This is a genomic window from Paenisporosarcina sp. (assembly GCF_049671445.1).
Taxonomy (GTDB): Bacteria; Bacillota; Bacilli; order Bacillales_A; family Planococcaceae; genus Paenisporosarcina.
Window position 1 is genome coordinate 1 of sequence record NZ_JBATUX010000093.1, and the last position, 25178, is coordinate 25178.

At 39.1% G+C, this 25178-nt stretch carries 23 protein-coding genes, 1 pseudogene and 1 riboswitch; of the genes and pseudogenes, 17 read left to right on the top strand and 7 right to left on the bottom strand.

Annotated features, from left to right (window positions below; genetic code table 11):
- The first annotated feature begins 380 nt into the window (after positions 1–380).
- Positions 381–1283: an acetamidase/formamidase family protein gene (locus WBG45_RS11780; protein ID WP_424414780.1), complete on the top strand. Its 903-nt coding sequence runs from the start codon at positions 381–383 to the stop codon at positions 1281–1283.
- A gap of 117 nt (positions 1284–1400) precedes the next feature.
- On the opposite strand, the gene gerQ is transcribed toward WBG45_RS11780, so the two are convergent.
- From gerQ to hemQ, 3 genes and pseudogenes are all read right to left on the bottom strand, one after another.
- Positions 1401–1757 (bottom strand): spore coat protein GerQ, encoded by a 357-nt coding sequence (gerQ, locus tag WBG45_RS11785; RefSeq protein ID WP_424414782.1) that lies wholly within the window; start codon positions 1755–1757, stop codon positions 1401–1403.
- A gap of 92 nt (positions 1758–1849) precedes the next feature.
- Positions 1850–2175, bottom strand: a pseudogene (locus WBG45_RS11790) (cell wall hydrolase); the annotation flags it as partial.
- A 249-nt stretch (positions 2176–2424) separates the two neighbouring features.
- Positions 2425–3174, bottom strand: coding sequence for a hydrogen peroxide-dependent heme synthase (gene hemQ / locus WBG45_RS11795; protein ID WP_024535619.1), 750 nt, complete (start codon positions 3172–3174; stop codon positions 2425–2427).
- A gap of 653 nt (positions 3175–3827) precedes the next feature.
- Between hemQ and pta the strand changes: the two genes are divergently transcribed.
- Together pta and WBG45_RS11805 are read left to right on the top strand one after the other, a co-directional pair.
- Positions 3828–4811, top strand: coding sequence for a phosphate acetyltransferase (gene pta / locus WBG45_RS11800; RefSeq protein ID WP_424414784.1), 984 nt, complete (start codon positions 3828–3830; stop codon positions 4809–4811).
- Between the two features lies 1 nt (position 4812).
- Positions 4813–5658, top strand: a complete 846-nt coding sequence (locus WBG45_RS11805; RefSeq protein ID WP_424414786.1) for a lipoate--protein ligase family protein — start codon at positions 4813–4815, stop codon at positions 5656–5658.
- 178 nt (positions 5659–5836) lie between these two features.
- On the opposite strand, the gene WBG45_RS11810 is transcribed toward WBG45_RS11805, so the two are convergent.
- A complete protein-coding gene (locus tag WBG45_RS11810) occupies positions 5837–6469 on the bottom strand; it encodes an RsfA family transcriptional regulator (RefSeq protein WP_424414788.1) in 633 nt (210 codons plus the stop codon).
- A 166-nt stretch (positions 6470–6635) separates the two neighbouring features.
- Between WBG45_RS11810 and WBG45_RS11815 the strand changes: the two genes are divergently transcribed.
- The 3 genes from WBG45_RS11815 (at position 6636) to WBG45_RS11825 (ending at position 8859) form a co-directional block, all read left to right on the top strand.
- The gene (locus tag WBG45_RS11815; RefSeq protein WP_024535615.1) at positions 6636–6857 is read left to right on the top strand and encodes a DUF1450 domain-containing protein; all 222 of its coding nucleotides are present in this window, start codon (positions 6636–6638) and stop codon (positions 6855–6857) included.
- A gap of 172 nt (positions 6858–7029) precedes the next feature.
- A complete protein-coding gene (locus WBG45_RS11820; protein WP_424414790.1) occupies positions 7030–8334 on the top strand; it encodes an HD domain-containing protein in 1305 nt (434 codons plus the stop codon).
- Between the two features lie 18 nt (positions 8335–8352).
- Positions 8353–8859 carry a YwgA family protein gene (locus WBG45_RS11825; RefSeq protein WP_424414791.1) on the top strand — a complete coding sequence of 169 codons (507 nt, stop codon included), beginning with the start codon at positions 8353–8355 and terminating at the stop codon, positions 8857–8859.
- A 227-nt stretch (positions 8860–9086) separates the two neighbouring features.
- Here WBG45_RS11825 and WBG45_RS11830 read toward each other — a convergent pair whose 3' ends face one another.
- Entirely contained in the window at positions 9087–9272 is a 186-nt protein-coding gene (locus tag WBG45_RS11830; RefSeq protein WP_424414793.1) for a 2-hydroxymuconate tautomerase, read from the bottom strand.
- Between the two features lie 67 nt (positions 9273–9339).
- On the opposite strand from WBG45_RS11830, the gene WBG45_RS11835 reads away from it, so the two are divergent.
- On the top strand, positions 9340–9855 hold the full coding sequence (locus tag WBG45_RS11835; RefSeq protein ID WP_424414795.1) for a YwhD family protein: 516 nt from the start codon (positions 9340–9342) through the stop codon (positions 9853–9855).
- Between the two features lie 438 nt (positions 9856–10293).
- Here WBG45_RS11835 and WBG45_RS11840 read toward each other — a convergent pair whose 3' ends face one another.
- Entirely contained in the window at positions 10294–12396 is a 2103-nt protein-coding gene (locus WBG45_RS11840) for a transglycosylase domain-containing protein (RefSeq protein WP_424414797.1), read from the bottom strand.
- 291 nt (positions 12397–12687) lie between these two features.
- Here WBG45_RS11840 and speE point away from each other — a divergent pair, with 291 nt between their 5' ends.
- Both speE and speB read left to right on the top strand, forming a co-directional pair.
- Complete coding sequence (gene speE, locus WBG45_RS11845) at positions 12688–13521, top strand: spermidine synthase (RefSeq protein WP_424414799.1); 834 nt, start codon at positions 12688–12690, stop codon at positions 13519–13521.
- Positions 13522–13524: 3 nt separating this feature from the next.
- Complete coding sequence (speB, locus tag WBG45_RS11850) at positions 13525–14400, top strand: agmatinase (RefSeq protein WP_424414801.1); 876 nt, start codon at positions 13525–13527, stop codon at positions 14398–14400.
- Positions 14401–15356: 956 nt separating this feature from the next.
- Here speB and WBG45_RS11855 read toward each other — a convergent pair.
- A complete protein-coding gene (locus WBG45_RS11855) occupies positions 15357–16448 on the bottom strand; it encodes a GGDEF domain-containing protein (RefSeq protein ID WP_424414804.1) in 1092 nt (363 codons plus the stop codon).
- A gap of 158 nt (positions 16449–16606) precedes the next feature.
- On the opposite strand from WBG45_RS11855, the gene WBG45_RS11860 reads away from it, so the two are divergent.
- The 8 genes from WBG45_RS11860 to WBG45_RS11895 form a co-directional block, all read left to right on the top strand.
- The gene (locus WBG45_RS11860; RefSeq protein WP_424414806.1) at positions 16607–17056 is read left to right on the top strand and encodes a DUF1934 domain-containing protein; all 450 of its coding nucleotides are present in this window, start codon (positions 16607–16609) and stop codon (positions 17054–17056) included.
- Positions 17053–18720, top strand: a complete 1668-nt coding sequence (gene argS, locus WBG45_RS11865; protein WP_424414808.1) for an arginine--tRNA ligase — start codon at positions 17053–17055, stop codon at positions 18718–18720. Before WBG45_RS11860 ends, argS begins: the two co-directional genes overlap by 4 nt.
- 753 nt (positions 18721–19473) lie before the next feature.
- The gene (locus WBG45_RS11870; RefSeq protein ID WP_424414809.1) at positions 19474–20142 is read left to right on the top strand and encodes an HAD family hydrolase; all 669 of its coding nucleotides are present in this window, start codon (positions 19474–19476) and stop codon (positions 20140–20142) included.
- Between the two features lie 20 nt (positions 20143–20162).
- Positions 20163–20669 carry a GNAT family N-acetyltransferase gene (locus WBG45_RS11875; RefSeq protein WP_424414811.1) on the top strand — a complete coding sequence of 169 codons (507 nt, stop codon included), beginning with the start codon at positions 20163–20165 and terminating at the stop codon, positions 20667–20669.
- A gap of 222 nt (positions 20670–20891) precedes the next feature.
- Complete coding sequence (locus WBG45_RS11880) at positions 20892–21911, top strand: STAS domain-containing protein (RefSeq protein ID WP_424414813.1); 1020 nt, start codon at positions 20892–20894, stop codon at positions 21909–21911.
- A gap of 586 nt (positions 21912–22497) precedes the next feature.
- Positions 22498–22685: riboswitch (cobalamin riboswitch) on the top strand.
- Positions 22686–22846: 161 nt separating this feature from the next.
- On the top strand, positions 22847–23812 hold the full coding sequence (locus tag WBG45_RS11885) for an ABC transporter substrate-binding protein (protein WP_424414814.1): 966 nt from the start codon (positions 22847–22849) through the stop codon (positions 23810–23812).
- Positions 23805–24800, top strand: a complete 996-nt coding sequence (locus tag WBG45_RS11890) for a FecCD family ABC transporter permease (RefSeq protein WP_424414816.1) — start codon at positions 23805–23807, stop codon at positions 24798–24800. The genes WBG45_RS11885 and WBG45_RS11890 overlap by 8 nt, the downstream gene beginning before the upstream one ends.
- A 2-nt stretch (positions 24801–24802) precedes the next feature.
- Positions 24803–25178, top strand: a 376-nt coding sequence (locus tag WBG45_RS11895) for an ABC transporter ATP-binding protein (RefSeq protein WP_424414818.1), incomplete at its 3' end; no start/stop codon positions are given.

Below are 25178 nucleotides of genomic sequence, written 5' to 3' on the forward strand. Positions count from 1 at the left end.
TCACTTTCTTTTTCAAAATAATTTGCCCTAATAAGAAATTTTTACTGTGCATATTTTTCATCATTCCTCTTTTAAATGTATGATAGTAAGTGATTTGTGGATGGAATATTAGGTGAAGAAGCGTCTAGTTTATCAAAGCTTTATAATAAGTAATCTTGCACAAAATACATTGTATATCATTTGCTATGTAATAAAATGTCGCTTTATGTAAAAACGGAAAATGTTTTTTATTTGTAATGCTGACTTAAACTTTTCGTAAAGCTTGTCATACATTTAGAACATAATTTCAGGAATTTTGAAAAGAGTATCCTTAGAATTAGAACGAATAATATAGTACAATTTTTGTAATAGCATCATACCAACTTTAGGGAGTGATTTTAATGAAAACTATTTCGCGAGATGTTGGGATAATATATGAATTTAACGAAACGAATAAACCAATTGCTACTGTCGCATCTGGAAGTATAGTCCGCGTGGAAACATACGATTGTTTTAAAAATCAAATCGACTCGGAAGATATGGCACTAACTGATCTCGATTGGGATCAAATCAATCCAGCAACGGGACCAATCTTTGTAGAGGATGCAAAGCCCGGAGATGTATTGAAAGTTACCATACACTCGATTGAAATCGATTCACAAGGAGTGATGCTTGTGGGACCTAATTTAGGTGTGATGGGTCATCAAATTGACAAAATGCATGCCAAAATCTTACCAATTGAAAACGATAAAATTCTATTTAATGAGTTGTTACTTCCTTTGAACAAAATGATTGGGGTTATTGGCGTCGCACCAAGTGGACAAGGTGTGAACTGTGGAACACCCGGAGCACACGGTGGCAATATGGACAATAAAATGGTGACAGAAGGTGCAACGTTGTATTTCCCAGTAGCTGTTGAAGGTGCATTGTTTGGCCTTGGTGATTTTCACGCTGCAATGGGTGACGGTGAAGTAAGTGTCTCAGGGGTTGAAGTAGCAGGAGCGGCAACTGTCACACTGGAAGTTATTAAAGGGGAACATTTAGAGCAACCGATGCTAGAGAATGAAGAAAGTTTTACACAAATTGCGTCAGCCATGACACTTGATGAAGCTTCGAAAATAGCTACACAACTGATGATTAATAGATTGGTGGAACGCACGCATATGAACGTCAGTGAAGTGACGATGCTGATGAGCGCAGTAGGGCAACTTGAAATTTGTCAAGTTGTTGATCCGCTCGTGACGGTACGATTTGTTGTTCCAAAGTGGATTCTCTCGCAATTAAATGCAACATTGATTGGATAATTACGACAAAACGCCCTTCCAAAAAGCAAGTTGGAAGGGCGTTTTTAAAGTTAATAGGTGACGTAGGAATAAAAGCTTTTGACGTATGAAAAATCAACATCCACGTAGGAAATCTACTTAAAAGTAAATAATCTCTTCATCAAACGTTACGTAATCCAAATAAATCAAAGGGATTAAATAGCGTTTCCCAGATGATGGTTCACTAACTATTAGGTGATCGCGTCCTGCAGCTTCAATAATACCTTTGACAACCTTTGCATTCCATTCACGGTTGTTCTCGAACGTTAAATAAACGGTGGCGAGCTTGCCTTTATTTAAGCGTAAAATGTTTTCAATGTAAGATTCCTCACCAGCTGGTGGCTGTCCTGGACGTCCCCCTGCAGGTATTTGAGGTGGGGTCATTGGTTGAGGCATCATTTGTTGAGGTTGTTGCATCGCTTGCGTATAAGCTGGATTCCAATAATATTGTACCAAGATATCATCCTTTCATATTTAAACATTTGGGAAATCGGCCGGAGAGAAAAACAATGTGCTTTGTAGAGACCTCTGTTCGGTTGGTTATACTATGTCGCTGGGCAAGCACCTGGTGGCTCAAAAAACAACAAAGATCGACTGCTGGGTGGAATTGCGCACCTGCAATTACTCTTCTTGCAAGTGCCTTGTCTTGTTCACGAGCACGCTGATAAAAATAGGGTTTGGTAGTTGCTTCAAAACCACCGGACTCTGGAAAACCATTTGCTGCATGGTGAGAATATAGACAATCGAAGGTTACTTGGATAACTCCTACATTTACGTACCATGAACATTCCTTGTTTTCCTTTACCTAGGCTTCCGCTCCGATCAAACGTACCAACGTATCAAGATCTTTATCAGTTGCGCGGGTAACCGACACAGCACAACCTCCTCAAAAATATATATGCTCTGCCACTTATAAGTAGACCTGTCTAGAGGCACCTTTTTTATAAAAGTGGCGCTCCTAGATTTTTATCAACCCTATTGAGTTTTGACGCAAAAATACCCCCATACGAAGTGAGTGGGGGCTAATTAGTTTATTTTTCGTTGCGCAAAAATGAAAAAGGGTTAGGGGGAATTTCATCCCATAATAAAAAACGGCCACGCAATTTCTGCGTAGCCTAATAAGTTATACTTTTAAAAATTCAGATGTTTTATCAGCATCTAACAGAGTACCCACGAAGAATGAACCGAATTCTGCGAAACGAGCACTCACTTCATCAAAACGCATTTCATAAATTAATTTTTTGAATTGAAGAACATCATCAGCGAATAAAGTAACGCCCCACTCATAATCGTCAAAACCTATTGAACCACTGATAATTTGTTTAACTTTCCCTGCATATCCGCGACCAATCATCCCATGACTGCGCATCATTGATTTACGGTCTTCCATTGAAAGCATATACCAGTTGTCATCGCCATCACGACGTTTGTCCATTGGGTAGAAACAAACATATTGTGAACGTGGAAGTTCAGGATACAAACGACTACGAACATGTGGATTTTGATACGGATCTTCATTTGATTCGCCAGCTAAGTAGTTCGAAAGTTCAACTACTGATACATACGAATAAGTCGGAATTGTATATTCTGCGATAGCTAATTTATTAAATTTCGTTTCCAACTCTTGTAATTCATCCATCGTTTCACGCAAAGTCATTAACATGAAATCCGCTTTTTGGCCAAGAATGGAGTAAAAAGCATGACTTCCTGTTTTTGCTTCATGTGCGACATTTAAATCTTCAATAAATGCTAAGAACTCGATTACTGCTGCTGTACGTTCTTCAGTTGACACTTGTTTCCAAGATGCCCAGTCCATTGAACGGAAATTATGTAACGCGTACCAACCATCTAAAGTTTCTGCTGCTGCACTCATTTATAGGACACTCCTTCATAATTAAGAAATACTCAAAATCAGTCTACCACAAAGCCCTAAAGATGCCTACAATGTCACCGTTCTGACAAGACTAACCATGACCAAATCGTGTATGATACAGAAAAGCGGAAAGCGCCACTATAGCTCGATGCCGGTTCTGAAGCTAACTGGAGTCCATCGCAAATGTATGATAAACAACAGTTTATAAATAACATGCCTTTTAATAAAAAAGAGGGAATCGGCTCCTTTACTTAACAGTAATTAATTAATCCTATAGAAAAATTACGTTAAAGAATGCTATTGATCTTAAAGAATAAACAAAACAGTACATTTACGCCTAGCATGCCGCAAGAGCGTGGAGAATGAGCCAACAAGTATGTGGTTTTCATACTTGTTGGCTCATGCGGAACGTGCGGCTAGCGCAAATGTACGATAAACAATAATATAATTTAACAGAGCCAAACATAAAAGTGATTGGTTAGAAATTTTATTAAACGGTCGGAAACTATCTCCTAGTGGTCGAAAACCATCTTTAAATGGTCAGAAATCAACTGCAAGTGGTCGGAAACCATAACTAAATGGTCGAAAACCCATTTTAGGGCATGCTCATGCTCACTGAAAACATTTTTTACCCACGAAAGGAAGGATTTATGATGACGAATTTATTTGAAGAAATTAAACAAATCATTACAGATAAACATATAAAAATAGTATTACCAGAAGGAACGGACGAGCGTGTATTGCAAGCTGCTTTTAAATTGCATAACGAAGGACTAGTTACGCCAATTTTAGTAGGTCCACACGAACTAGTAAATGCGGCAGCAACACAAGCTCGGATTGATTTAACAGGAATTGAAATAGTGGACCCAGTGAAATTTGATCACTTAGAAGAATTGATTGGAAAATTCGTAGAGCGTAGAAATGGTAAAGCCACAGCTGTTCAAGCTCGCATTCAACTAAAGGATGTTAATACATTCGGTACAATGCTCGTGTATACAGGCTACGCTCAAGGATTAGTTAGTGGTGCAATTCACACAACTGCAGCCACTGTGCGACCAGCTTTGCAAATCATTAAAACACAACCTGGGGTATCAAAAACGAGTGGTGCCTTTATTATGGTACGTGGGGAAGAGCGTTACGTCTTCGCTGACTGTGCAATTACTATAGCTCCAACTAGTGAAGACCTTGCAGAAATAGCTGTGCAGAGCGCGAAAACAGCAAAAGCATTTGGTATAGAACCTAAAGTGGCCATGCTTTCATTCTCAACAAAAGGGTCTGCTGTTTCACCGGAAACACAAAAAGTAGCAGAAGCAACGAGACTCGCACAAGAAAAAGCTCCGTCCATAAACATAGATGGAGAATTTCAATTTGACGCCGCATTTGTACCTACAGTGGCCAAGAAAAAAGCACCAGGTTCTAGCATCCAAGGAGATGCAAACGTCTTCGTGTTCCCATCACTTGAAGCAGGGAACATAGGCTACAAATTAACAGAGAGACTCGGTGGATTTGAAGCGATAGGACCGATTTTACAAGGCTTAAACATGCCAGTGAATGACTTGTCCCGAGGTTGTTCCGCTGACGACGTTTACAAATTAGTATTAATGACCGCTGCTCAAAGCGTGATGGCTGGAGAATAAGATGTCCGAAATTAATGATTTATTTACGAATAAAGAATGGCGGTTTTGGGATCAGTCCATGAGTGGACGCTCGAAGTCTGCACTTGAATCATTTGCAGCAGATGATACGTTGTGTGAACTCGTGGGTAAAGGTTTGTCGCTTCCAACAATTCGCACATGGGTACACGAAAACACGGTGGTCTTGGGTATCCAAGATCATCGACTCCCACATATCACTGCTGGTAGAGATGTCATACAGGAGCATGGATTTCAATCAATCGTTCGAAACTCTGGTGGACTCGCAGTCGTTTTAGATAGTGGTGTTTTAAATATCTCCATAATAGTGTCTGAACAAAATTCTGCGATTGATATTAATACAGGATACGATATCATGGTCGAATTCGTTCGTTACCTATTTCCACAAATTGCGGACCGTATAGAAGCGTATGAAATCGTTGGCTCTTACTGTCCTGGTTCATATGATTTGAGTGTTAACGGAAAGAAATTCGCAGGAATTTCACAACGGCGACTGCGTCATGGTATTGCGGTCCAAATTTATTTATGTATCGAAGGCAGTGGAACAGAGCGAGCAAAAATCATCAAAGATTTTTATGAAGCAGGATTGCAAGGTACTCAAACGAAATTCATTTACCCAGTTATTGTGCCTGAAGTAATGTCTTCTATTAGCGAAATAATAGGGGAAAGTGTGACCGTTCAAGACACCGTTATCCATGCTCAGCGTTTAATGAACCACATGATGTACAATGTTCATATGCAATCGCTCCAACCAAGCGAAACGGATTTATATATGTATTACTTAACTCGAGTTGTTGAACGCAACCAAAAAATGCTGACAAAATTCGAATGATAATTTAATGGAATTAGAAACTAATTGGGTGAAACGGAATAAATGTTCGTTGAAGCGGAATTAAACAAAGTTTGAAGCCGAATAACCATGAAGTGTAGCGGAATAAACAACGAGCGAAACCGATTAAACCACATGCAAAGCGGAAGAAATATGTTATCTTCCAAAAAAGAACCACCAATCAATTGATTGGTGGTTCTTTTGCAACTAGATTGCCGTTACGTTCCATTTGGAATACAGGTGAAACATTTTCAGCGTCATCATTTAATGTAACTAAACGTCGAGCTCGGTTCATGATATGAACGAACTGTTCGTAATCTTCACGAATTGTTGCATTTTCATTTTCTAATCGAGCAACATCGCGTTCAAGTTGCTTGATTTTTTCTTGTGAATGAGATAATAATGCGCGCCAGCGATGAGATTCTCCTTCGCCAGTTCCACTTTGTTGCAAGCGTAATAAGTAAGCAATCACCACATCTAATGATAGAGCAGAAAGTGGGATTTGAACGCGTTCTTGCTGTTGTTCTTCACTTCCTACGAGAAACAGAGATTGACCTCTACGACGATACTCTTTACCAAGAACACGTAATTTTTGTTTGCGATCTTTTTTCGCTTCTCTTAAATCTTTCTCGTATTCTCTTCTTACAACTGCGTTCCAACGAAATCCGCAAGCCGCTGCCGTACGATTTAAAGTATCACCAGCTTCTTCGAATGCATTTAGTTGAGTACTTCCTTCTCGTACGTGTCGTAGCACGGTTTCTGCAAGCAATTCGTCATTTTCATCTAACCAAGCATCTTGTCTTATTTTTACCATACATGTCCCTCCCGAATTGTTAATAGTTTTGATGTTCTACTTTCAGCTTGTACAAGATTGACAGGTTTTATTCACAGAAAGAATTTGATGTGCTTGAATCAAAGAAGAAATATACGGTACAATGACGGAAAGACTTTTCATCCAAAAAAGAAAGGGTTGTAGACAGATGGCAAACGAATTCAGAGTTTGCGATGATTGTCAGGCCGTAAATTTAAAAACATTAATTCCTAAATTAAAAGAAATCGATCCGGACGCATCAATAGATATTGCGTGTCATTCTTACTGCGGTCCAGGCCGTAAAAAAACATTCGTGTTTGTAAACAACCGACCCGTTGCTGCGCTTACTGAGGATGAATTAATGGGGAAAGTACGCGCCAAGCTTAAGTAACAATCTCGCACGAAACATGGTTAATATTTTATTCTCATACTTTTGCCGCCTTTCCTGAGGGTGGTTTTTTCTTTATAATAATGCGACAAGTGCAAATGTACGATAAATAACAGGATTGTGAAAAATGTCTTATAATTAATTACAAGTATTTTTGCTGAAATGAGGTGTTCACGTGAGTTATGCAAGTCAAAAATTAGCTGAAGAAAAAGTATTCAAAGACCCAGTTCACCGGTACATTCATGTGCGTGATCAAGTCATTTGGGATTTAATCGGAGCACGTGAATTTCAGCGATTACGTCGAATTAAACAACTCGGCACGACTTATCTTGTTTTCCACGGTGCTGAACATAGTCGTTTCAATCATTCACTTGGAGTTTACGAAGTAGTGAGGCGCATTATTGATGATATTTTCAAAGGTCGTCCAGAGTGGGATGAGTCAGAGAGACTTGTTGTTCTTTGTGCAGCTCTACTTCATGATTTGGGTCACGGTCCATTCTCTCATTCATTTGAACATGTTTTTGATCTTGATCATGAAAAATTCACTCAAGCTATTTTGCTAGGGGACACAGAGGTCAACTCTATTCTAAAGAGAGTGTCACTTGAATTCCCACAACATGTGTCTGATGTAATTGCAAAGACATATTCCAATAAACTTGCAGTGAGCTTAATTTCTAGCCAAATCGATGCGGACCGTATGGATTATTTGCAACGTGATGCGTACTTCACAGGAGTGAGTTACGGTCATTTCGATATGGAACGTATTTTGCGTGTTATGCGTCCGCGAGAAGATCAAGTTGTCATCAAACAAAGCGGTATGCATGCAGTTGAAGACTACATCATGAGTCGCTATCAAATGTATTGGCAAGTGTATTTCCACCCAGTATCAAGAAGTGCAGAAGTGATTTTGACGAAGGCTCTTCATCGTGCCAAAGAATTAAGTGCAAATGGTTATAAGTTTGCCTATGAACCGCGTCATTTTAAAACGTTTTTTGATCAAACATTTTCACTAGCTGATTACATCGCTTTGGATGAAGGTATTGTGATGACATATTTTCAAGAGTGGGTAAATGAGGAAGATGAAATCCTATCAGATCTCTGTGACCGTTTTATTAACCGTCGTTTATTCCAATACATTGAATTTGATCCTGCAAAAGACTATCGGAAACTGGCGGAACTCGAGCAACTGTTTAAAAAAGCAGGCATCAATCCTGCGTATTATTTAGTATTCGATTCGTCATCCGACTTACCATATGATTTCTATCGTCCTGGTGAGGAAGGCGAACGTGTGCCAATTCATTTATTAATGCCAAATGATGAACTGAGCGAGCTATCGAGGTCGTCTGATATTGTAGAAGCTATTTCAGGTAAACGAAGAACAGATCATAAATTGTATTTCCCAGAAGATTTATTAACACAAGATACAAAGAAAAAAGCTGTGAAAAAACAAATTTTGCAGTTGTTACTCGGAGAAGCTTAAAGTTGGAGGTGGGCTGAATTGTTACAAGAACACGCGAAAATCGTGCAGTTTATTACACTAGCTGGCGAAGTTACAGGACGTAAAAAGCTGCAAAAAATGGTGTACATTGCAAAAAAAATGAACTTTCCATATCAAGAAAAATATCAATTTCACATGTTCGGGCCGTATTCTGAAGAACTCACTTTGCGTGTAGAAGAATTGTGTAATATGGATTTTATATCTGAAAAAATGGAGGACAAAGGTTCATACGTTCAATACACCTATGCATGCACAGAAGAAGGCCGTCAATTTTTATCAACGATGTCGACTCATCATGAAAATCTCGATCAATGTATTGATCGCTTGAATATCAAAAGTTCACGCTTTCTTGAAATGGTGTCAACATTGTTGTATTTCGATTACCTTCCACGGGAAGAGCAAATCGAAAAATTACATGTCGTTAAGGGGAAATTAAACTTCTCTGAAACGGAAATAGAAGAGGCCTTTGCTTTTGTTGAAGACCTTCAAGCAGTCATAACATGTTAAAAAAGGACGGCTCATATTAAAAGAGCCGTCCTGGTTTTTATGTATAACTTAGATGCCTAGCTCGCTTTTCCGCTTAGCATATCTGGACCTCGTACTAGCGGTTCCGAACCTTATTGTCTAGCACAAGCGCCAGTCTGCACCTAAGCTTCAGGACCTCTTGCGAAAGCAAGCTTTCGAATCAGTCCTTTCAGCGCCGGCGTCAGCCTAAAGCGGTGCTTTTTGTTATTCTAGTTATCGCTAAATAATTTTCCTGCTACTGCGTAGTGGTTTTTTGGCATATCCTCAATGAAGACAACTACGTTTTCAACAGGTGCGTTTGTTGTTTCTGCAACAGCTGCAGTTACTTTTTCTACTAGTGCACGTTTTTGCTCGTCCGTGCGTCCTTCTAGCATTTTGACAGTTACGTATGGCATTGGAGTTCCTCCTCTTACACAAAAATTTGTATATTGGTTATAATAACAGAATAGGGGTTGATAACGCATGGCAAATGAAGAAAAACCAAAACAAAAACTTGGATTTACCATTATAAAAAACGATCCTACAGATGGTCATGGAGGATTTGGAATAGGCTCATTGACACTTGAGCATGTGTCACCGGTCATCATCGATGTCGAGGAAAAAATAGCCAAGGTCGAAATTGGTGCAATGCATGCTCGAAGCGATACCGAGCGGGGCATCAAATTTACAACAAACCGTGAAGATTCAGAAGGTGGCAAATTATTTTGGCTCGTCTGGGTAACAATTGATCATAAAGCTACGGGTCCTTACTATGCAGGAGTTACTGGTTGTGAAATGATTATTAACCGTGAGAAACGACGTGGCTTCAAACTTCTTGCAGACCATGTCAATCGCATGGACAAATCAATGAAACGCCATATTATTGTTGAGCACATGGATGATGAGTCTAAGGTGATTTTAAGAAACTTTTTACAATCACATAACGCTGAAATGTGGGCACGAAGTGATGAAAAACTGCATAATGAATTGAATGTCTAATTTTGTCAAACAGTTGTACAAATTGTGACATTTTAATCCACGTCTTCTCTAAGGTTGAATCTATCTAGCAAAGCAAGTACACTTGAAATATAGCTTGCAAAAGGTAAGCTAGGACAATTGGAAACGTGTCTGTACATGAGCGCCATGCGACATTTGTGTCAAACCCAAGCCGAATGCCGCATGTTTCTCATGTCAGCACTAACCAAGAAAAAAGCTTTCTGTTCCATCGGACGTAAATTTGCCGAGGAAGAGAAAGCTTTTTTTATTGGAAGTAACAAAATCCCCTCTCTTTTAGTGCGAAAAAAGAGAGGGGAATTGTAATTTTATGGGTGAAAGGGAATAAAACCCTGTTGAAAGGGAATAAACCTCTGTCGAATGGGAATAAAATCGATTGAAAGGGAATAAACCCCTTACGAATGGGAATAACCGCAACCATCATCAATTCCTAAAGAATGAGAACGGGAACATTGACCATGGATCGTCGCTTTCCATTTCAATCATTTCGTTTTCGTTTCCTTCGATATCATCAACCAATTGTTTCTGTAGCTTAGGATCTGTACATAATCGTCTAGGTACGTCTTTCTGTTTTAAGTACACTAATCTCTGTTTTGAACATTCAGATACGGCTAATCCGCCAGTTTCAATGTCAACGATGGTGCCGCTCACACCTTTGGTTGGTAGGAATGGTTCAGGCGAGACGCCTTGATGTGCTTTTTCCATAAAATCAATCCAAATGTTTTTAGTCGTTTGTTTATCTTCTGCAAGTTCCAATGCTCTGCTGCCTTCATCATAGCCATTCCACACACCCGTAGTTAACGTTGGCGTGTAACCAATTAACATTTGATCTGTATTCGTTGTTCCTGATTTTGCTGCATAAGGGCGTGTTTGTTTTCCTCGAATGGACAAGCCTGTAGCAGGTGCATAATCATTGAAAACGGGATCAAACATGCCCGTCATTAAGTGAGTCAAAATGAATGCATCATCTTTAGACATGACACGGTCATCATCTTTACGTTCTTTTGGATCAGCTTCAAATACGACTTCGCCTTTGCTGTCTTTAATGGACAACACGGTTTGAATTTTTCGGTCCAATCCGCCGCCAGCAATTTTATTAAATGCACCTGTCAAATCTTTTAATGTGACTTCAGAGGTACCGAGCGCAATGGATGGAGTATCTTTTACTGTAGTTTTTACACCTAATCTCTCCAAGATGGTACGAAATGGTTTATATCCGACTTTTTCAAGTGTTTTCACGGCATAGATATTATCTGAAATTGCTAGTGCTTGTGCTAATGAAATCGGATGATTTGCAAATTCACCGTTCACATTATTAGGTTTGTATTCAGAGCGTCCATCGTCATAGGTGAAAATCGTTTGTTCACTTTCTAAAAAAGTCAAAGGAGAGAATCCTTCTTCAAGAGCTGCTGCATATAACAAAGGTTTAATGGTAGACCCTGGTTGACGCTTCGCTTGAGTCACACGGTTAAACGGGCTAGCCGAGTAGGAACGTCCACCAACTAATGCCGTCACATAGCCCGTATCTGGTTCCATACTGACAAAACCAACTTCTAAGCTGTTATTTGGCATCCAATCAGCAATAACTTCTTCCGCCACTTTTTGATGCTGAGTGACCAATGTTGTTTCAATTGTCCAGCCACCTTCGGCCATCGCGCGTCCTTTGGATTTTAAAATCCGTTCGGCTTCATTCCAAGCTTCGTCTAAGAAGTATGGTGCAACACTTTTCGTGGCTTTCCATTCTTCATTTTTTAAGACGATTTTCTCATCTTTTGCTCTTTTTACTGCTTCAGTTGTCACCATGTTTTGAGATTCCATTAATGTAAGAACGATATTTTGTCGGTCATATGCATTTTCTGAATTAATTACTGGTGAATAAATACTCGGACCTTTTGGAATGGAAATGAGTAGAGCTGACTCAGCGAGCGTTAATTCTTTACTTGACTTACCAAAATAAAATCGACTCGCAGCTTCTACTCCGTACATACCATGACCAAAGTACACGGTATTTAAGTAGCCTTCCAACAGCTCATCTTTTTCATAAAAAACTTCCATACGGTATGCATACAATGCTTCTTTGGCTTTGCGTGTCCACGTTTTGTCATGAGTTAAATATAAATTACGTGCATACTGCTGAGTAATAGTACTTGCGCCTTCTACTTTTCGCATCGCTTTCACATCTTTTAATAAGGCTGCTGCAATACGTGTGTAATCAAATCCGTGATGTTCATAAAATTCTTGGTCTTCTACTGCCAAAATGGCTTCGCTAATAAAGGGAGACATTTCCTCTAGTTCAACCCAATATCTACGTTGTTCAGCAAAACGGTCTCCAATTGAATGATTGTTACGATCTAAAAAAACAGTCGCTTTTGAAACTGCGAGAGATGGCGGACCAAGAACTTGTGCATATATTCGTAAAGCAAGTAGGACGGTGCAACATGCACTTGTTAATACAAGAAGGTACCAAATTACAGATCGAATTTTTTGACGCTTTCGTTTTTGAAGTTGCAAATCAACTCGTCGCAATTTGACATCACTCCATTTCCATTCATCAATAGTTTTAGTAGTATGGTAATTTCATGACAAGATTAAACGCGATTTCAGATAAAATAGTAATTATCAAACGTTTATTTAATTAAATTTAGGCGTATAAAATCTTCTGTAAAGAAATTTAAATATGACTGTTAAGAAAAAATAGTTGCACTTTTACAAAAAACCTCTATACTTTCTCTGTATTTGTTTTTCGGCAGACCGCGTTCATTTTCGCTACATGCCGGGAACGGATCCACTAACCTCGTAAGTAAAGGAGAATGCATTATGGCTGGATTTTGGTTTACAGAAAAACAAACCGAGAATTTTGGCATTACGATGAAGGTGAACCGTACCTTGCATACGGAGCAAACGGATTTCCAATTGCTCGAAATGGCGGAAACGGCTGAATGGGGCAATATGTTATTCCTAGACGGCATGGTAATGACTTCGGAAAAAGACGAATTCGTTTATCATGAAATGGTGGCACACGTGCCTTTATTCACACATCCAAACCCTGAAAACGTCCTAGTTGTTGGAGGCGGTGACGGTGGTGTAATTCGAGAAATCATGAAACATCCACAAGTGAAGAAAGCAACACTTGTTGATATTGACGGCAAAGTAATCGAGTTTTCTAAAAAATATTTACCAACAATTGCTTCAGAATTAGAAAACCCACGTGTAGATGTACAAGTAGGCGACGGTTTTATGCACATTGCTAAAGCTGAGAATGAATACGATGTCATCATGGTGGATTCAACTGAACCTGTTGGACCAGCTGTGAACTTGTTCTCAAAAGGCTTCTATGCAGGCATTTCTAAAGCATTAAAAGAAGATGGTATTTTTGTAGCACAGTCGGACAACCCTTGGTTCACACCAGATTTAATCAAGCAAGTTCAAAAAGACGTGAAAGAAATTTTCCCTATCACTCGTTTATACACTGCGAATATCCCAACTTACCCAAGTGGTTTGTGGTGTTTCACATTGGGTTCAAAAAAATACGACCCACTTGAAGTGGAAGAATCACGTTTCCATGAAATCGATACTAAATATTACACGAAAGAATTGCATAAAGCTGCATTCGTGTTACCGAAGTTCGTGAAAGATTTGACGGAGGAATAATAAATGAAGAAATTTGATGAAGCTTATTCAGGTAATGTCTTTATTAAAAGTCATCCAAATTACGATGAATCACAAGCTGTCATTTATGGCATGCCGATGGACTGGACAGTAAGTTACCGTCCAGGTTCACGATTTGGCCCTCAACGCATTCGTGAAGTATCGATTGGATTGGAAGAATACAGTCCTTACCTAGACCGTGATCTTGATGATGTTAAATACTTTGATGCAGGGGATATTCCATTGCCATTCGGAAACCCGCAAAAAAGTATCGACTACATCGAAGGTTTCGTTCGCCAACTTTTACAAGATGGAAAAATTCCAGTCGGTATGGGTGGCGAGCATTTAGTGTCGTGGCCAGTGATGAAAGCTGTAGCGGAAAAACATCCGGATTTAGCGATTATTCACATGGATGCACATACTGATTTGCGTGTGTCATATGAAGGGGAAGCACTTTCTCATTCCACACCTATTCGCAAAATTGCAGAACATATTGGCCCCAAAAATGTCTATTCATTCGGGATTCGTTCAGGTATGAAAGAAGAGTTCGTATGGGCAAAAGAAAATGGCATGCACATCTCGAAATTTGAAGTGCTAGAGCCATTGAAAGAAATTTTACCTACACTTGCAGGTCGTCCTGTTTATGTAACGATTGATATTGATGTACTTGACCCCGCACATGCTCCAGGTACTGGAACAGTCGACTGTGGTGGCATTACATCTCGTGAGTTGTTAGCTTCTATCCATGCAATCGCTGGATCAGACGTTAACGTTGTCGGCTTCGACTTAGTTGAAGTAGCGCCAATTTACGACTCATCTGAACAAACTGCTAACACTGCAAGCAAATTAATTCGTGAAATGCTATTAGGTTGGCTTAAATAAGAAAAAGGGGCTGTCCTAAAAGTCATTTTAAATGACTTTTAAGGACAGCCCTCTTTTTATTGAGTCAGACTTAGCGGTTGCTCAGTCTGACTTTTTGGGGTTGACGTCTGAAAAAAAGAAGATGACGTCTGAAAAACCAGGCTTTACGTCTGAAAAATCGCCATCGACGTCTGAAAACGTCATTTCTTCCATCCGAAGTGTCTCCTCGCAACCACAGAAAAGGCTGTGGAGCAAAGCGAGCAGCCCCATTTGGCATTTATTTTTACATATAATAGCTGAGCGATGGCTCAGTTGTAAAAATCGAGGTTCACGTAGGAAAAAAGAGTGATGACGTAGGAAAAAATGTCCGTCACGTAGGAAAAATCGCCATCGACTTAGGAATCCCTTAATATTTGTGCGTGTTGATGAGATCCACAATTTGAGGGGCAATTGTGTCTACATCTCCTACCGTTTATTGTTTCTTTATAGTGAGTGTCACTGCTGACTTTAAAGAATGGTCTGAAATAAAGTAAGAAGAAGGAGACCGAAATATCATCTTCGGTCGAATATCTACTTATAGATAATATCTATTCTCTAATAAACCAGACGATCTTAACTGTGAGCTTCCAGGTTTTCAGGGAGAAAAGGACGAATCCCCGCCGCAGAATGATCGGAAAAAATAGAGTGGGGCGAGTGACGAAGTCACAAGCCCCACTCTTTGTTCCCTAGATTATAGTGCAGCAGAGAATGCGTCCGAAGCGCACTGAAAACCTCTTTGCGTAAACAGGAATTCTTCAATTAGATTTCTTTAACGAGCCCCGTGGGGTTTTCTTATTAATAATGGCTCTGTTAACCTATTCTGTAGATTTCCGTTACAACGCCCTTTCATGTTTCGAAAAAAGTAGTTGGCATCCGGGTACATCTTCGCTTTCGAAGGAAGACATAGAAAAAGCGTGATGCTCTCAATTAGAGAAGCATCACGCTTTTTTATTTGTGTAATGGATAACGCGATTACGACCCATCGCTTTCGCTTCGTACATAGCTGCATCAGCAGCACTATATAGTTCTTGAATAGTCATGCCATTATCTGGATAGGAACTGACACCAACTGAGACGGTAATGGTCACTTGTTGATTGTCTGACACTGGGAAAGGGCTCCGTGCGATACTTGAACGAATGCGTTCACCTAAATCAAGGCCCATGGCTGGAGGTGAGTTTGGCATTAATACGACAAATTGCTCGCCGCCGTTTCGAGTGACGTATCCTTCGCATGAAGAAACAAGGTTTTTCAAACGAGATCCAAGTTCTTTCAAAATTTCATCCCCAATCGGATGTCCATAAAGGTCGTTCACTTTCTTAAAGTGATCAATGTCTATTGAAATCATACTGAATGGTTTCGTTGAATCCGTTATGTAGGAGTGTGTAAGTTGCTCGAATTTACGGTTATTATAAAGTCCTGTTAAATAATCCGTTTCCGCCAACAACTCTGTATGACGTATTTTCTTAAAATGTTCGTTTAACTCGATTAAAATAAATAACACCGTAAAGAATGAGAAGGTTGAGAATAAAATAAAATACACGATATGAAAATAATTAGTAGTTGATTGATAAATTAAGATGGCGATGAGCACAGCAGTTTGAGTGGTTGCATAATAAAAATAACGAGGAGCATTCTTAAATGTCATCGGATATTTAAAACTAAAGCCACCAATGACAGCCCCTAGAACGATAACGTTTAATCCTCCGAGAAGTCCTGTCGTTGTAACGGTATCCGTCATAAAGATTCGAGCTAAACCAATTATTACACCACTAATAATAGGGGCAATAGGACCTCCGAAAATGGCGGAAATGACAATTACAACATGTCTTGAATCAACTATAATCGTATCCGACAAGTTAACTGACGTTTCCATTAAGATAAAGCCAGCAAGACCAGACATGATTCCAATAATATACGGATGAGCTTTCAGAAATGGAAAATTAGCACGAACAGTATCTTGGAAGGGCCAGTAAGAAAGTACGGCAAAAGTAAATAAAATACAAAAATTCAACAGCAAATCGAAAAGCATGACTTCCGCCTCCCAAACAAAATTCTAGCGTCAGTATATCATACCTAAAAACGCAAATGCAGAAATATTTACCAGTTGAAGCCACGTCTAGGAATAATAAAACGTTATTTGAAATGAAGGGGCAACATGCTTTATAATAAAAAGGTTATATTGAAATTATGCAAAAGGAAGCGGGTGGACTTGTCGTGAACAAACAGGTAAAAGTAAAGTTGAAAACGACCATTCGGCAACCTAACGAAGAACCGGAAATATATGAATTGTGGGCAACTGGCACTATTATTGAAAAAAGAGGGAATTCCTATTTAAAATATGAAGAAATACAAGATGACAATAAAATTAACACCACCGTCAAAATGGGTGAAAAAGAAGCGCTAGTTTTGAGAAGCGGCGGCGTCAATATGCGACTTCCCTTCTTAGAGAACGCTGAACAAACCGGAAGTTATGAAAGCGAATATGGCGTATTAATGGTTTCAACCATGACTCGAAAAATAGCGTTCGAACAAAGTAAAAACGATGGATATTTTGTCGTTCAATATGATTTAAACGTGAGCGGACAACCCGTTGGCGAATACACACTTGAATTTCATTATACGGAGGTCTCGCAATGAACGCAGTAGAACAAGTACAACATTCCATAAAAGAAGCAATTCAACAAGCAATTTTGAAAGCACAATTAACAGACTCGGAGGGCCTTCCAGCCATTCATTTAGAATCTCCTCGTTTTAAAGCGAACGGTGATTACGCAACAAATATTGCGATGCAGCTGACGAAGCTTGCTAAAAAACCACCTCGTGCAATAGCTGAAGCGATTTTAGAAAACCTTGAAACAGAGGGTACGGTTATCGAAAAAATCGAGATAGCGGGTCCTGGATTTATAAATATTTCGATTCGCAAAGACTACTTAGCTGATGTTGCAAAAGCTGTCCTTGCACAAGGTGTTGACTACGGTCGATCAAATGCGGGAGCTAATCAAAAAATCCAAGTAGAGTTTGTATCAGCAAATCCAACGGGTGACTTGCATTTAGGTCATGCTCGTGGCGCATCTGTTGGCGATTCTTTATGTAATGTATTGGATTATGCTGGCTACAACGTATCACGTGAGTACTACATTAACGATGCAGGGAATCAAATTAACAATTTAGCTTATTCATTAGAAGCTCGTTATAAACAAGCTTTAGGTCAAGATGCAGAAATGCCAGAAGACGGCTATCACGGCAAAGACATCATTGACATCGCACAAGATATGGCAAATGAGCATGGAAACGCGTTACTTGAGAAAACAGCAGAAGATCGCTTTGCATTCTTCCGCGCACATGGTTTAAAAGTAGAGCTTGCGAAACTACAACAAGATTTAGCTGATTTCCGTGTGAGTTTTGATGAGTGGTACTCAGAAACATCTTTATATGAAAACGGCATGATCGAAGTGGCTTTAGACAAATTACGTGCGAATGGTCACGTCTTTGAAGAAGAAGGTGCTACCTGGTTCCGTTCCACAACATTTGGTGACGATAAAGATCGTGTACTTATCAAAAATGACGGGTCATTTACTTATTTAACGCCTGATATTGCGTACCATGAAGATAAAATTGCGCGTGGTTTTGAAAAATTAATCAACATTTGGGGCGCAGATCACCACGGCTACATCCCACGTATGAAAGCCGCGATACAAGCACTTGGAAACGGTGATGATACACTTGAAGTAAGCGTTATTCAAATGGTGCAATTGTATAAAGACGGCGAAAAAATGAAGATGAGTAAACGTACTGGTAAAGCAGTAACTATGCGTGAACTTGTTGAAGAAGTGGGCTTAGATGCTGTACGTTACTTCTTCGCTATGCGTTCTGGCGATTCACATATGGATTTCGATTTAGATTTAGCTGTTTCCCAATCGAACGAAAACCCTGTCTACTATGCTCAATATGCACATGCACGTATTAGTTCAATTTTACGTTCGGCAGAAGAACAAGGATTCAGTGCATCAGAGGATCACTTACACTTGCTGCAAGCTGAAAAAGAAATCGATGTCTTGAAGAAAATGGGCGACTTCCCACAAGTCGTAGCAGATGCAGCGAAAATCCGCTCGCCACACCGTGTGGCAACATACATTCAAGAAATAGCAGCAACTTTCCATAGCTTCTACAATGCAGAAAAAGTATTGGATCCATCAAACGAAGACATGACTCGTGCCCGTCTTGCTCTCATCACAGCAGTTCGCACAACTATCGCAAACGCACTTCGTCTAATCGGCGTAAGTGCTCCAGAAAAAATGTAAAAACCTATAGCAACAGCCATTGCACATGTATGATGTGTAATGGCTGTTTTTGTTTTCAGGAGATTAAAATGGTCATCACTCACTATCGTGGAAAAAACCAACACGGACGTATTTTCATATAGTGTTTCAACAAGTTAACTAGGTTGAGAGACGTGTTTGAGCGATAAAACGCCAGATTGAGCGATAAATCTCTAATTTGAGCGACAAATCCTCAGATTGAGCGATAAACAAGGCAAATTGATCGATAAATTTTTCGGGAGTGAAAAAGACAATCAAAAAGCGTCTCATTAAACAAGTAGACTAGCTATTAAAACGCCAATTTTTCAATGAGAATCAAATGACGGAAGAGCTTTCAGGAACCAACCATTAATATTAACTCAAATAGACCCATCACTAGTGCAATAATAAAGGAAACATGCATTGACGGGCCGAATAATAGTTATTTACTTGAGTCAATTTTATAATGCATATAATCGGATGTATACACGATCATTCTAAAAACAGAAATCTGTCGTTCTCCGCGGGGTCACACCTGGACACACTTCTCCCTCCGGAGACGCCGCCCTTCACTCCAATCCAATCCACTCCAATCAAATGACCGGAATTCTTAACAAATTCATAGGAGGAATACACTTCAACTATTCGTGTATCATTCATCAAAAGACATTTATGAAATTCTAACTTGAAAATAATCTTATAGAGAGCAAAACTTATGAAGAACTTGTTATTTCAAGCTTAAGGAGTCGAGTTCATATGATTAAGGCGGTGTTATTTGATTTTGATGGAACTTTGTTAAATCGAGATCAATCAGTAATGAAGTTTATAGATATGCAATATGATCGATTGAACAAGTGCGTTGGTCATATACCAAAAGAGACTTTTATCACAAGATTTATAGAGTTAGATAGCCGAGGATATGTTTGGAAAGATAAAGTGTATCAACAGTTAGTTAATGAATTTAATATAACTGGGGTAAATTGGGAGTGTCTACTTCAAGATTATATAAATGAATTTAAAAATAATTGTGTTCCATTTCCTAATCTCCTAATAATGTTAGAAGAATTGAAAAGAAATAACATTATTTTAGGAATGATTACAAATGGATATGGACAATTTCAGATGGATAATATTAAAGCTTTAGGAATTGAAGACTATTTTGAAACTATATTAATATCTGAATGTGAAGGATTAAAAAAACCGGATATCCAAATATTTAAGAGAGCATTGAACCAACTGAATGTGGGTTCAAAACAAAGTATATTTGTTGGAGACCACCCAGAAAATGATGTTAAAGCTTCCAAAAATGCTGGGATGAAAAGTATTTGGAAAAAGGATGTTCAATGGGATAATGTTGATGCGGATTTCATTGTTGATGATTTGGCTGAAATACCTATTATCATTAAAAATTTAAATATAAAATAAGCTGTATGGGCGGATTAATTATGATGCAAAATGATGAATTATTAATTAGAGTGATGAACCATAATGACTATGACATTATTGTGAAGTGGTTGAATGATTCGAGAGTATTAGAATTTTACGAAGAGTCTCCTGCGGACTTAGAAAAAGTGACGAAAAAATATGGGCCAAGAATTGAAGGAAGACATTATGTAAAGCCGTGTGTTGTGGAATATAAAAATAAACGAGTAGGCTATATCCAATATTACGAGATTCAAGAAAATGACTTGAAAAGATTTGGTTACCCACAAAATCAAGATATCTATGGAATCGACCAATTTATTGGTGAGACAGAGCTCTGGGGTAAAGGAATTGGGACATCAATGATTTTATTGATGTTAAATTACCTTAGTAATTATAAAAATGCCACACGAGTTGTGTTGGAAGTGAAAAACCATAATATCAGAGCAATTTCCTGTTACAAGAAGTGTGGCTTTCATAAAACAAGAGAAATTAATGATGATACATCCTTAATGGAGTGGGGAAAATAACAGCAGCAGGATGAGGTCGAAATTGCATCTTCGACCGAATATCTACATAAAGGCAGGATCTATTCTCTAGTAAACCAAACGAATGTAAAAAATGCCGCCCTAGACTAATCAGAATAAATGCAGGAGATAGACCTAAATTAAACTAATAGTAGACTAATAGTTTAATGATATAATGGAATTATAGTAATTAAAATATATAGTTGATAAAGGTGGATACATTTAGTGGGTACAAATTCTAACATCAATGTTGCGGGACTGGATTTCGCATGGAACTTGGAACAAGGCCAATTTATTTTTGAAGGTCAAGACGCCGTTCTCTTCTGGATTTCCACTGCTATGAGAGAATTCTTCGATACTATTGAGGAAATTTCAGGAGAAGAAGCCTCTAGTTTAGTTTTCGAAACAACGGGATTTAGACAAGGACTTGTAGTTGGAGAATATTTCGAAAAAATAAAGGATGTAAGTGTTTCTCAAGCTGCAGAGTTAATCACTAATACCTATGCCTCAGCTGGGTGGGGCCGAACCTCCATCCATCACTTAGATTTTGAATCGAAAACATTAACAGCTCATCTGCAAGATAGCTGGGAACATAAAATTAACGTTGCACAAGGAAAAATCCAAGGTGGTAAATTCCTCGCTGCACATTACGCAGGCATATTTTCTGGTTTATTCGGTACAAATATTTGGTATAAAGTCGTTCAACAACAACTAGAAGGTCATGAATACAGCATAATTGAATATTTCCCTTCTGATGTTACGGTTTCAGATAATATTCATGAATTAGCTAGAAAAAAGGAATCAGAACAAATTGTCCATTTGGAAGCCCTTGTTGAAGACAAAATTAGAGAATTAAAAGAACTTATTAAAGAACTTTCTTCGCCAATTATTCCTGTTTTAGAAGGGGTAGTTGTAGTTCCGTTGCTTGGGAAATACGACGAAGAACGCTCTGAAGAACTTCTTATTAAAACATTGAGCAATTTACCGTCACATAAAGCAAATTATTTAATTTTGGATTTAACGGGACTCAATAAAGAAATCAGTCAACATACGGCTAGCCTTATCGAAAAAATTGGTCTGGCAGCTACACTTATTGGAACCAAAACAATCCTGGTGGGTATTTCTGGTGAATTAAGTCAGGTGATTATTCAGGCAGATATTGATTTAACGAAAATAGATTGTTTCCAAACTCTGCAACACGGAATACACTATGCATTAGCCCAGAGCGGAAGAAGAATTATATAAAATAATAATTAGGGGCTTTTTGATTAGACCTTAAAATAAAACAGGTGGAGAAAAAATTAATTTTTCTCCACCTGTTTTTACTTTTTTCTCTCGAAAGTTGTAGTGAAATTCCTACTACTTTCAATTGGATGTGTGGAAATTCCACAATCCCAAACTGGGCTTTTTCGAGGTCACACACTAAAAATATGTGAGCGACATAGCCCTAGAACTTTTTTTACAAAAAAGAACGATTTTTGTATTTATTTTCAACGTTATATTGAATATCGTTGTTAATTTTATTTAGGTAATGATTGGAGTGAAGGGCGGCGACTCCAGCGGGAAAAGCGTGTCCAGGTGAGACCCCGCAGGAGCGCAGCTCACGAGGAGGCTCACGGACCGCCCGCGGAAAGCGTCCGACTGTTTCTGCATCGCTACGCTAGCTTCGAAACATGGAAGTGCGCTGTAACGGAAATCAACAGAGTTGTTGAAAAGCCATTTTTTAAATAAAAAGAGTAATTTTCTTAAATATTATATAATTTATAGGACAACTTCTTTTCCAAGGACATCTCGACACGTAAAGGAATTCATGTATAATGAAAAATGAATTACATAGCTCTAACACGAAGGTGCTCTGCTTCAATCGCAGAGTTAAAAGGGAAGTCGGTTCAAATCCGACGCGGTCCCGCCACTGTATGTGAGAGGAAAGCGCATTAAGTCACTGAAGCATTATGCTTTGGGAAGACGCGCAGCCCACTGATCACAAGCCAGGAGACCTGCCTACGTGCGCAACACCCGCAACCCTACGAGGATAGGAATGGTGTGAATCAGCTCGTGCTCATTTAGCAAAAGCCTATATTCAACCAACCATCTTCCGACTATACGCGGAGGATTTTTTTGTGTCTAAAAACATTTTTTTACGACACACAGATACACATATGAACGAGGAGGAAATAATTATGAAAAAGATTTGGCAATTATGGATTGTAACAGCGCTTGCAGCAATACTATTAACGGCGTGTGGGCAAGAAGAACATGGAGAAGATCACGCAACACCTGAAACCGAAGCGGGGCAAGAGGCTTCACAATTCCCTCTGACCATTAAGGATGTTACAGACAATGAAATCACATTAGAAGAAGCACCAAAAGCAATCGTTTCCATGATTCCAAGTAATACAGAAATTTTGTATGCACTTGGCTTAGAAGAAAAAGTAGTGGGCGTTTCGGATTACGATAACTACCCAGAAGAAGTTGCATCAAAAGAAAAAATTGGTGGACAAGAATTCAATGTTGAAAAAATAATTTCTTTAAATCCAGATTTAGTTCTTGCACATGAATCAGGACTTGGCGTGGGTGACGCTGGAATTAAACAACTGCGAGACGCAGGAATAAATGTGTATGTCGTGAAAACTGCAGTGAACTTTGAAGAAGTGTATGACACGATGGCGACTATTGGACAAGCGACTGGTATGACTAAAGAATCGGAAGAAATGGTACAAACAATGAAGGATGAAGTAGCAACAATTCAAGAAAAGGCTTCAACCATTAAAGAGAAGAAAAAAGTATTTACGGAAGTATCTCCAGCTCCAGAAATTTATACAGCAGGTAATAACACGTTTATGAATGAAATGATCGAGATGTTGAATGCGGAAAATATTGCATCAGATCAAGAAGGTTGGATCATGATGGACCCTGAAGAAATTGTTAAACGTAATCCAGATGTAATAGTAACAACTTACGGTAACTATGTACCAAATGCAGCGGAGCAAGTTTTAACTCGTGAAGGTTTTGGTACAGTTACAGCTGTGAAAAACAAAGCAGTAATAGATGTGGATGCTGATACGACAAGCCGTCAAGGTCCTCGTTTAACTGAAGGTTTATTAGAATTGGCAAAAGCAATTCATCCTGAGGTCTTCAGTGAGTAAATCCTGGTTTGCATATGTAGCTTCTGTCTTCGTACTGATTGCTGCAGTGTTGGTTGGGGTAACGGTTGGATCAGTTTCGATTCCTGTGCAAGTATTGTGGAATCCTGACATGGATGAAGCTGCATCAAACATCCTTTGGAATATTCGCATGCCTCGTGTTGTGCTAGCTGGTTTAGTTGGCGCTTCACTTGCGATAGCGGGAGCGGCTTTCCAAGGATTGTTGAAAAATCCATTAGCTGATCCATATACGTTAGGAGTGTCGTCCGGTGCCTCAGTTGGCGCCGTGGTGACACTCTTTTTCGGAATTTCTGTACCCTTTCTGGGCTTGTTCACATTGCCAGTCTTCAGTATGATCGGCGCGTTTTTAACGATGGTTACTGTTATGAGTTTTGCCAAGCTCATAGACCGCGCGATGAAGATGGAAACAATCATACTTACAGGTATAATATTTAGTTCATTTTTGGGATCTGTTATCTCTCTAATGATTTCACTTTCAGGTGAAGAGCTCCGTCAAATTATTGGCTGGTTGCTTGGTAGTGTGTCAATGCGAGGCTGGCCTTATGTCACAATGGCATTGCCGTTTATGACTATTGGTTTTTTACTATTATGGCTAAATCGACGCGAACTAAATGCACTAGTTTTTGGCGAGGAACGTGCCAAGCATTTAGGTGTAAATGTGAAACGACGTAAAATGATGATTTTAACAGGAGGTTCGATTTTAACTGGAGCTGCCGTAGCAGTTTCTGGAACTATTGGCTTTGTTGGTTTAGTCGTTCCACATATGACACGTATGTTGTGGGGATCGGATCATAGACATGTTTTACCCTTATCATTTATAAATGGTGCTTCATTACTCATTATTTGTGACTTAGTGTCACGCACAATTATTTCACCGTCTGAGCTGCCTATAGGTGTAATAACAGCGTTTATTGGTGCCCCAGTGTTTGCGTTTATTTTTTGGAAACAACGAAGAAGGGTGGGTGCGTAATCATGCTAAAAGTCGAAGGATTAACAGGTGGTTATCACGACGCACCTGTTGTAAAAGATGTGTCATTTCATGTGGGTAAGGGAGAAGTTCTTGGGATATTAGGTCCAAATGGGAGTGGGAAGTCTACCTTACTTAAAATCATGAGTGGTGTACTTCCTTCAAAAGCAGGTACGGTCGAATTAGATAGCCAACCAATCGAAACCTATACGTCAAAAGAACTTGCTAGACATATGGCTGTGTTACCTCAATTACACGCACATGCTTTTTCATATACAGTCCGGGACACGATTTCTCTTGGGCGATATCCTCATCAAAGTGGATTCTTTTCATCTTGGTCTGAGAAAGATGAGCAAGCAATTCAAGAGGCAATGCAGCTAA

Excerpts from the sequence above, each read along its gene's own strand:
- WBG45_RS11780 (WP_424414780.1), top strand. The coding sequence starts at position 381 with ATGAAAACTATTTCGCGAGATGTTGGGATAATATATGAATTTAACGAA.
- hemQ (WP_024535619.1), bottom strand. The coding sequence starts at position 3,174 with ATGAGTGCAGCAGCAGAAACTTTAGATGGTTGGTACGCGTTACATAAT.
- pta (WP_424414784.1), top strand. The coding sequence starts at position 3,828 with ATGACGAATTTATTTGAAGAAATTAAACAAATCATTACAGATAAACAT.
- WBG45_RS11805 (WP_424414786.1), top strand. The coding sequence starts at position 4,813 with ATGTCCGAAATTAATGATTTATTTACGAATAAAGAATGGCGGTTTTGG.
- WBG45_RS11810 (WP_424414788.1), bottom strand. The coding sequence starts at position 6,469 with ATGGTAAAAATAAGACAAGATGCTTGGTTAGATGAAAATGACGAATTG.
- WBG45_RS11815 (WP_024535615.1), top strand. The coding sequence starts at position 6,636 with ATGGCAAACGAATTCAGAGTTTGCGATGATTGTCAGGCCGTAAATTTA.
- WBG45_RS11830 (WP_424414793.1), bottom strand. The coding sequence starts at position 9,272 with ATGCCATACGTAACTGTCAAAATGCTAGAAGGACGCACGGACGAGCAA.
- WBG45_RS11835 (WP_424414795.1), top strand. The coding sequence starts at position 9,340 with ATGGCAAATGAAGAAAAACCAAAACAAAAACTTGGATTTACCATTATA.
- speE (WP_424414799.1), top strand. The coding sequence starts at position 12,688 with ATGGCTGGATTTTGGTTTACAGAAAAACAAACCGAGAATTTTGGCATT.
- speB (WP_424414801.1), top strand. The coding sequence starts at position 13,525 with ATGAAGAAATTTGATGAAGCTTATTCAGGTAATGTCTTTATTAAAAGT.
- WBG45_RS11855 (WP_424414804.1), bottom strand. The coding sequence starts at position 16,448 with ATGCTTTTCGATTTGCTGTTGAATTTTTGTATTTTATTTACTTTTGCC.
- WBG45_RS11860 (WP_424414806.1), top strand. The coding sequence starts at position 16,607 with ATGCAAAAGGAAGCGGGTGGACTTGTCGTGAACAAACAGGTAAAAGTA.
- argS (WP_424414808.1), top strand. The coding sequence starts at position 17,053 with ATGAACGCAGTAGAACAAGTACAACATTCCATAAAAGAAGCAATTCAA.
- WBG45_RS11870 (WP_424414809.1), top strand. The coding sequence starts at position 19,474 with ATGATTAAGGCGGTGTTATTTGATTTTGATGGAACTTTGTTAAATCGA.
- WBG45_RS11875 (WP_424414811.1), top strand. The coding sequence starts at position 20,163 with ATGATGCAAAATGATGAATTATTAATTAGAGTGATGAACCATAATGAC.
- WBG45_RS11885 (WP_424414814.1), top strand. The coding sequence starts at position 22,847 with ATGAAAAAGATTTGGCAATTATGGATTGTAACAGCGCTTGCAGCAATA.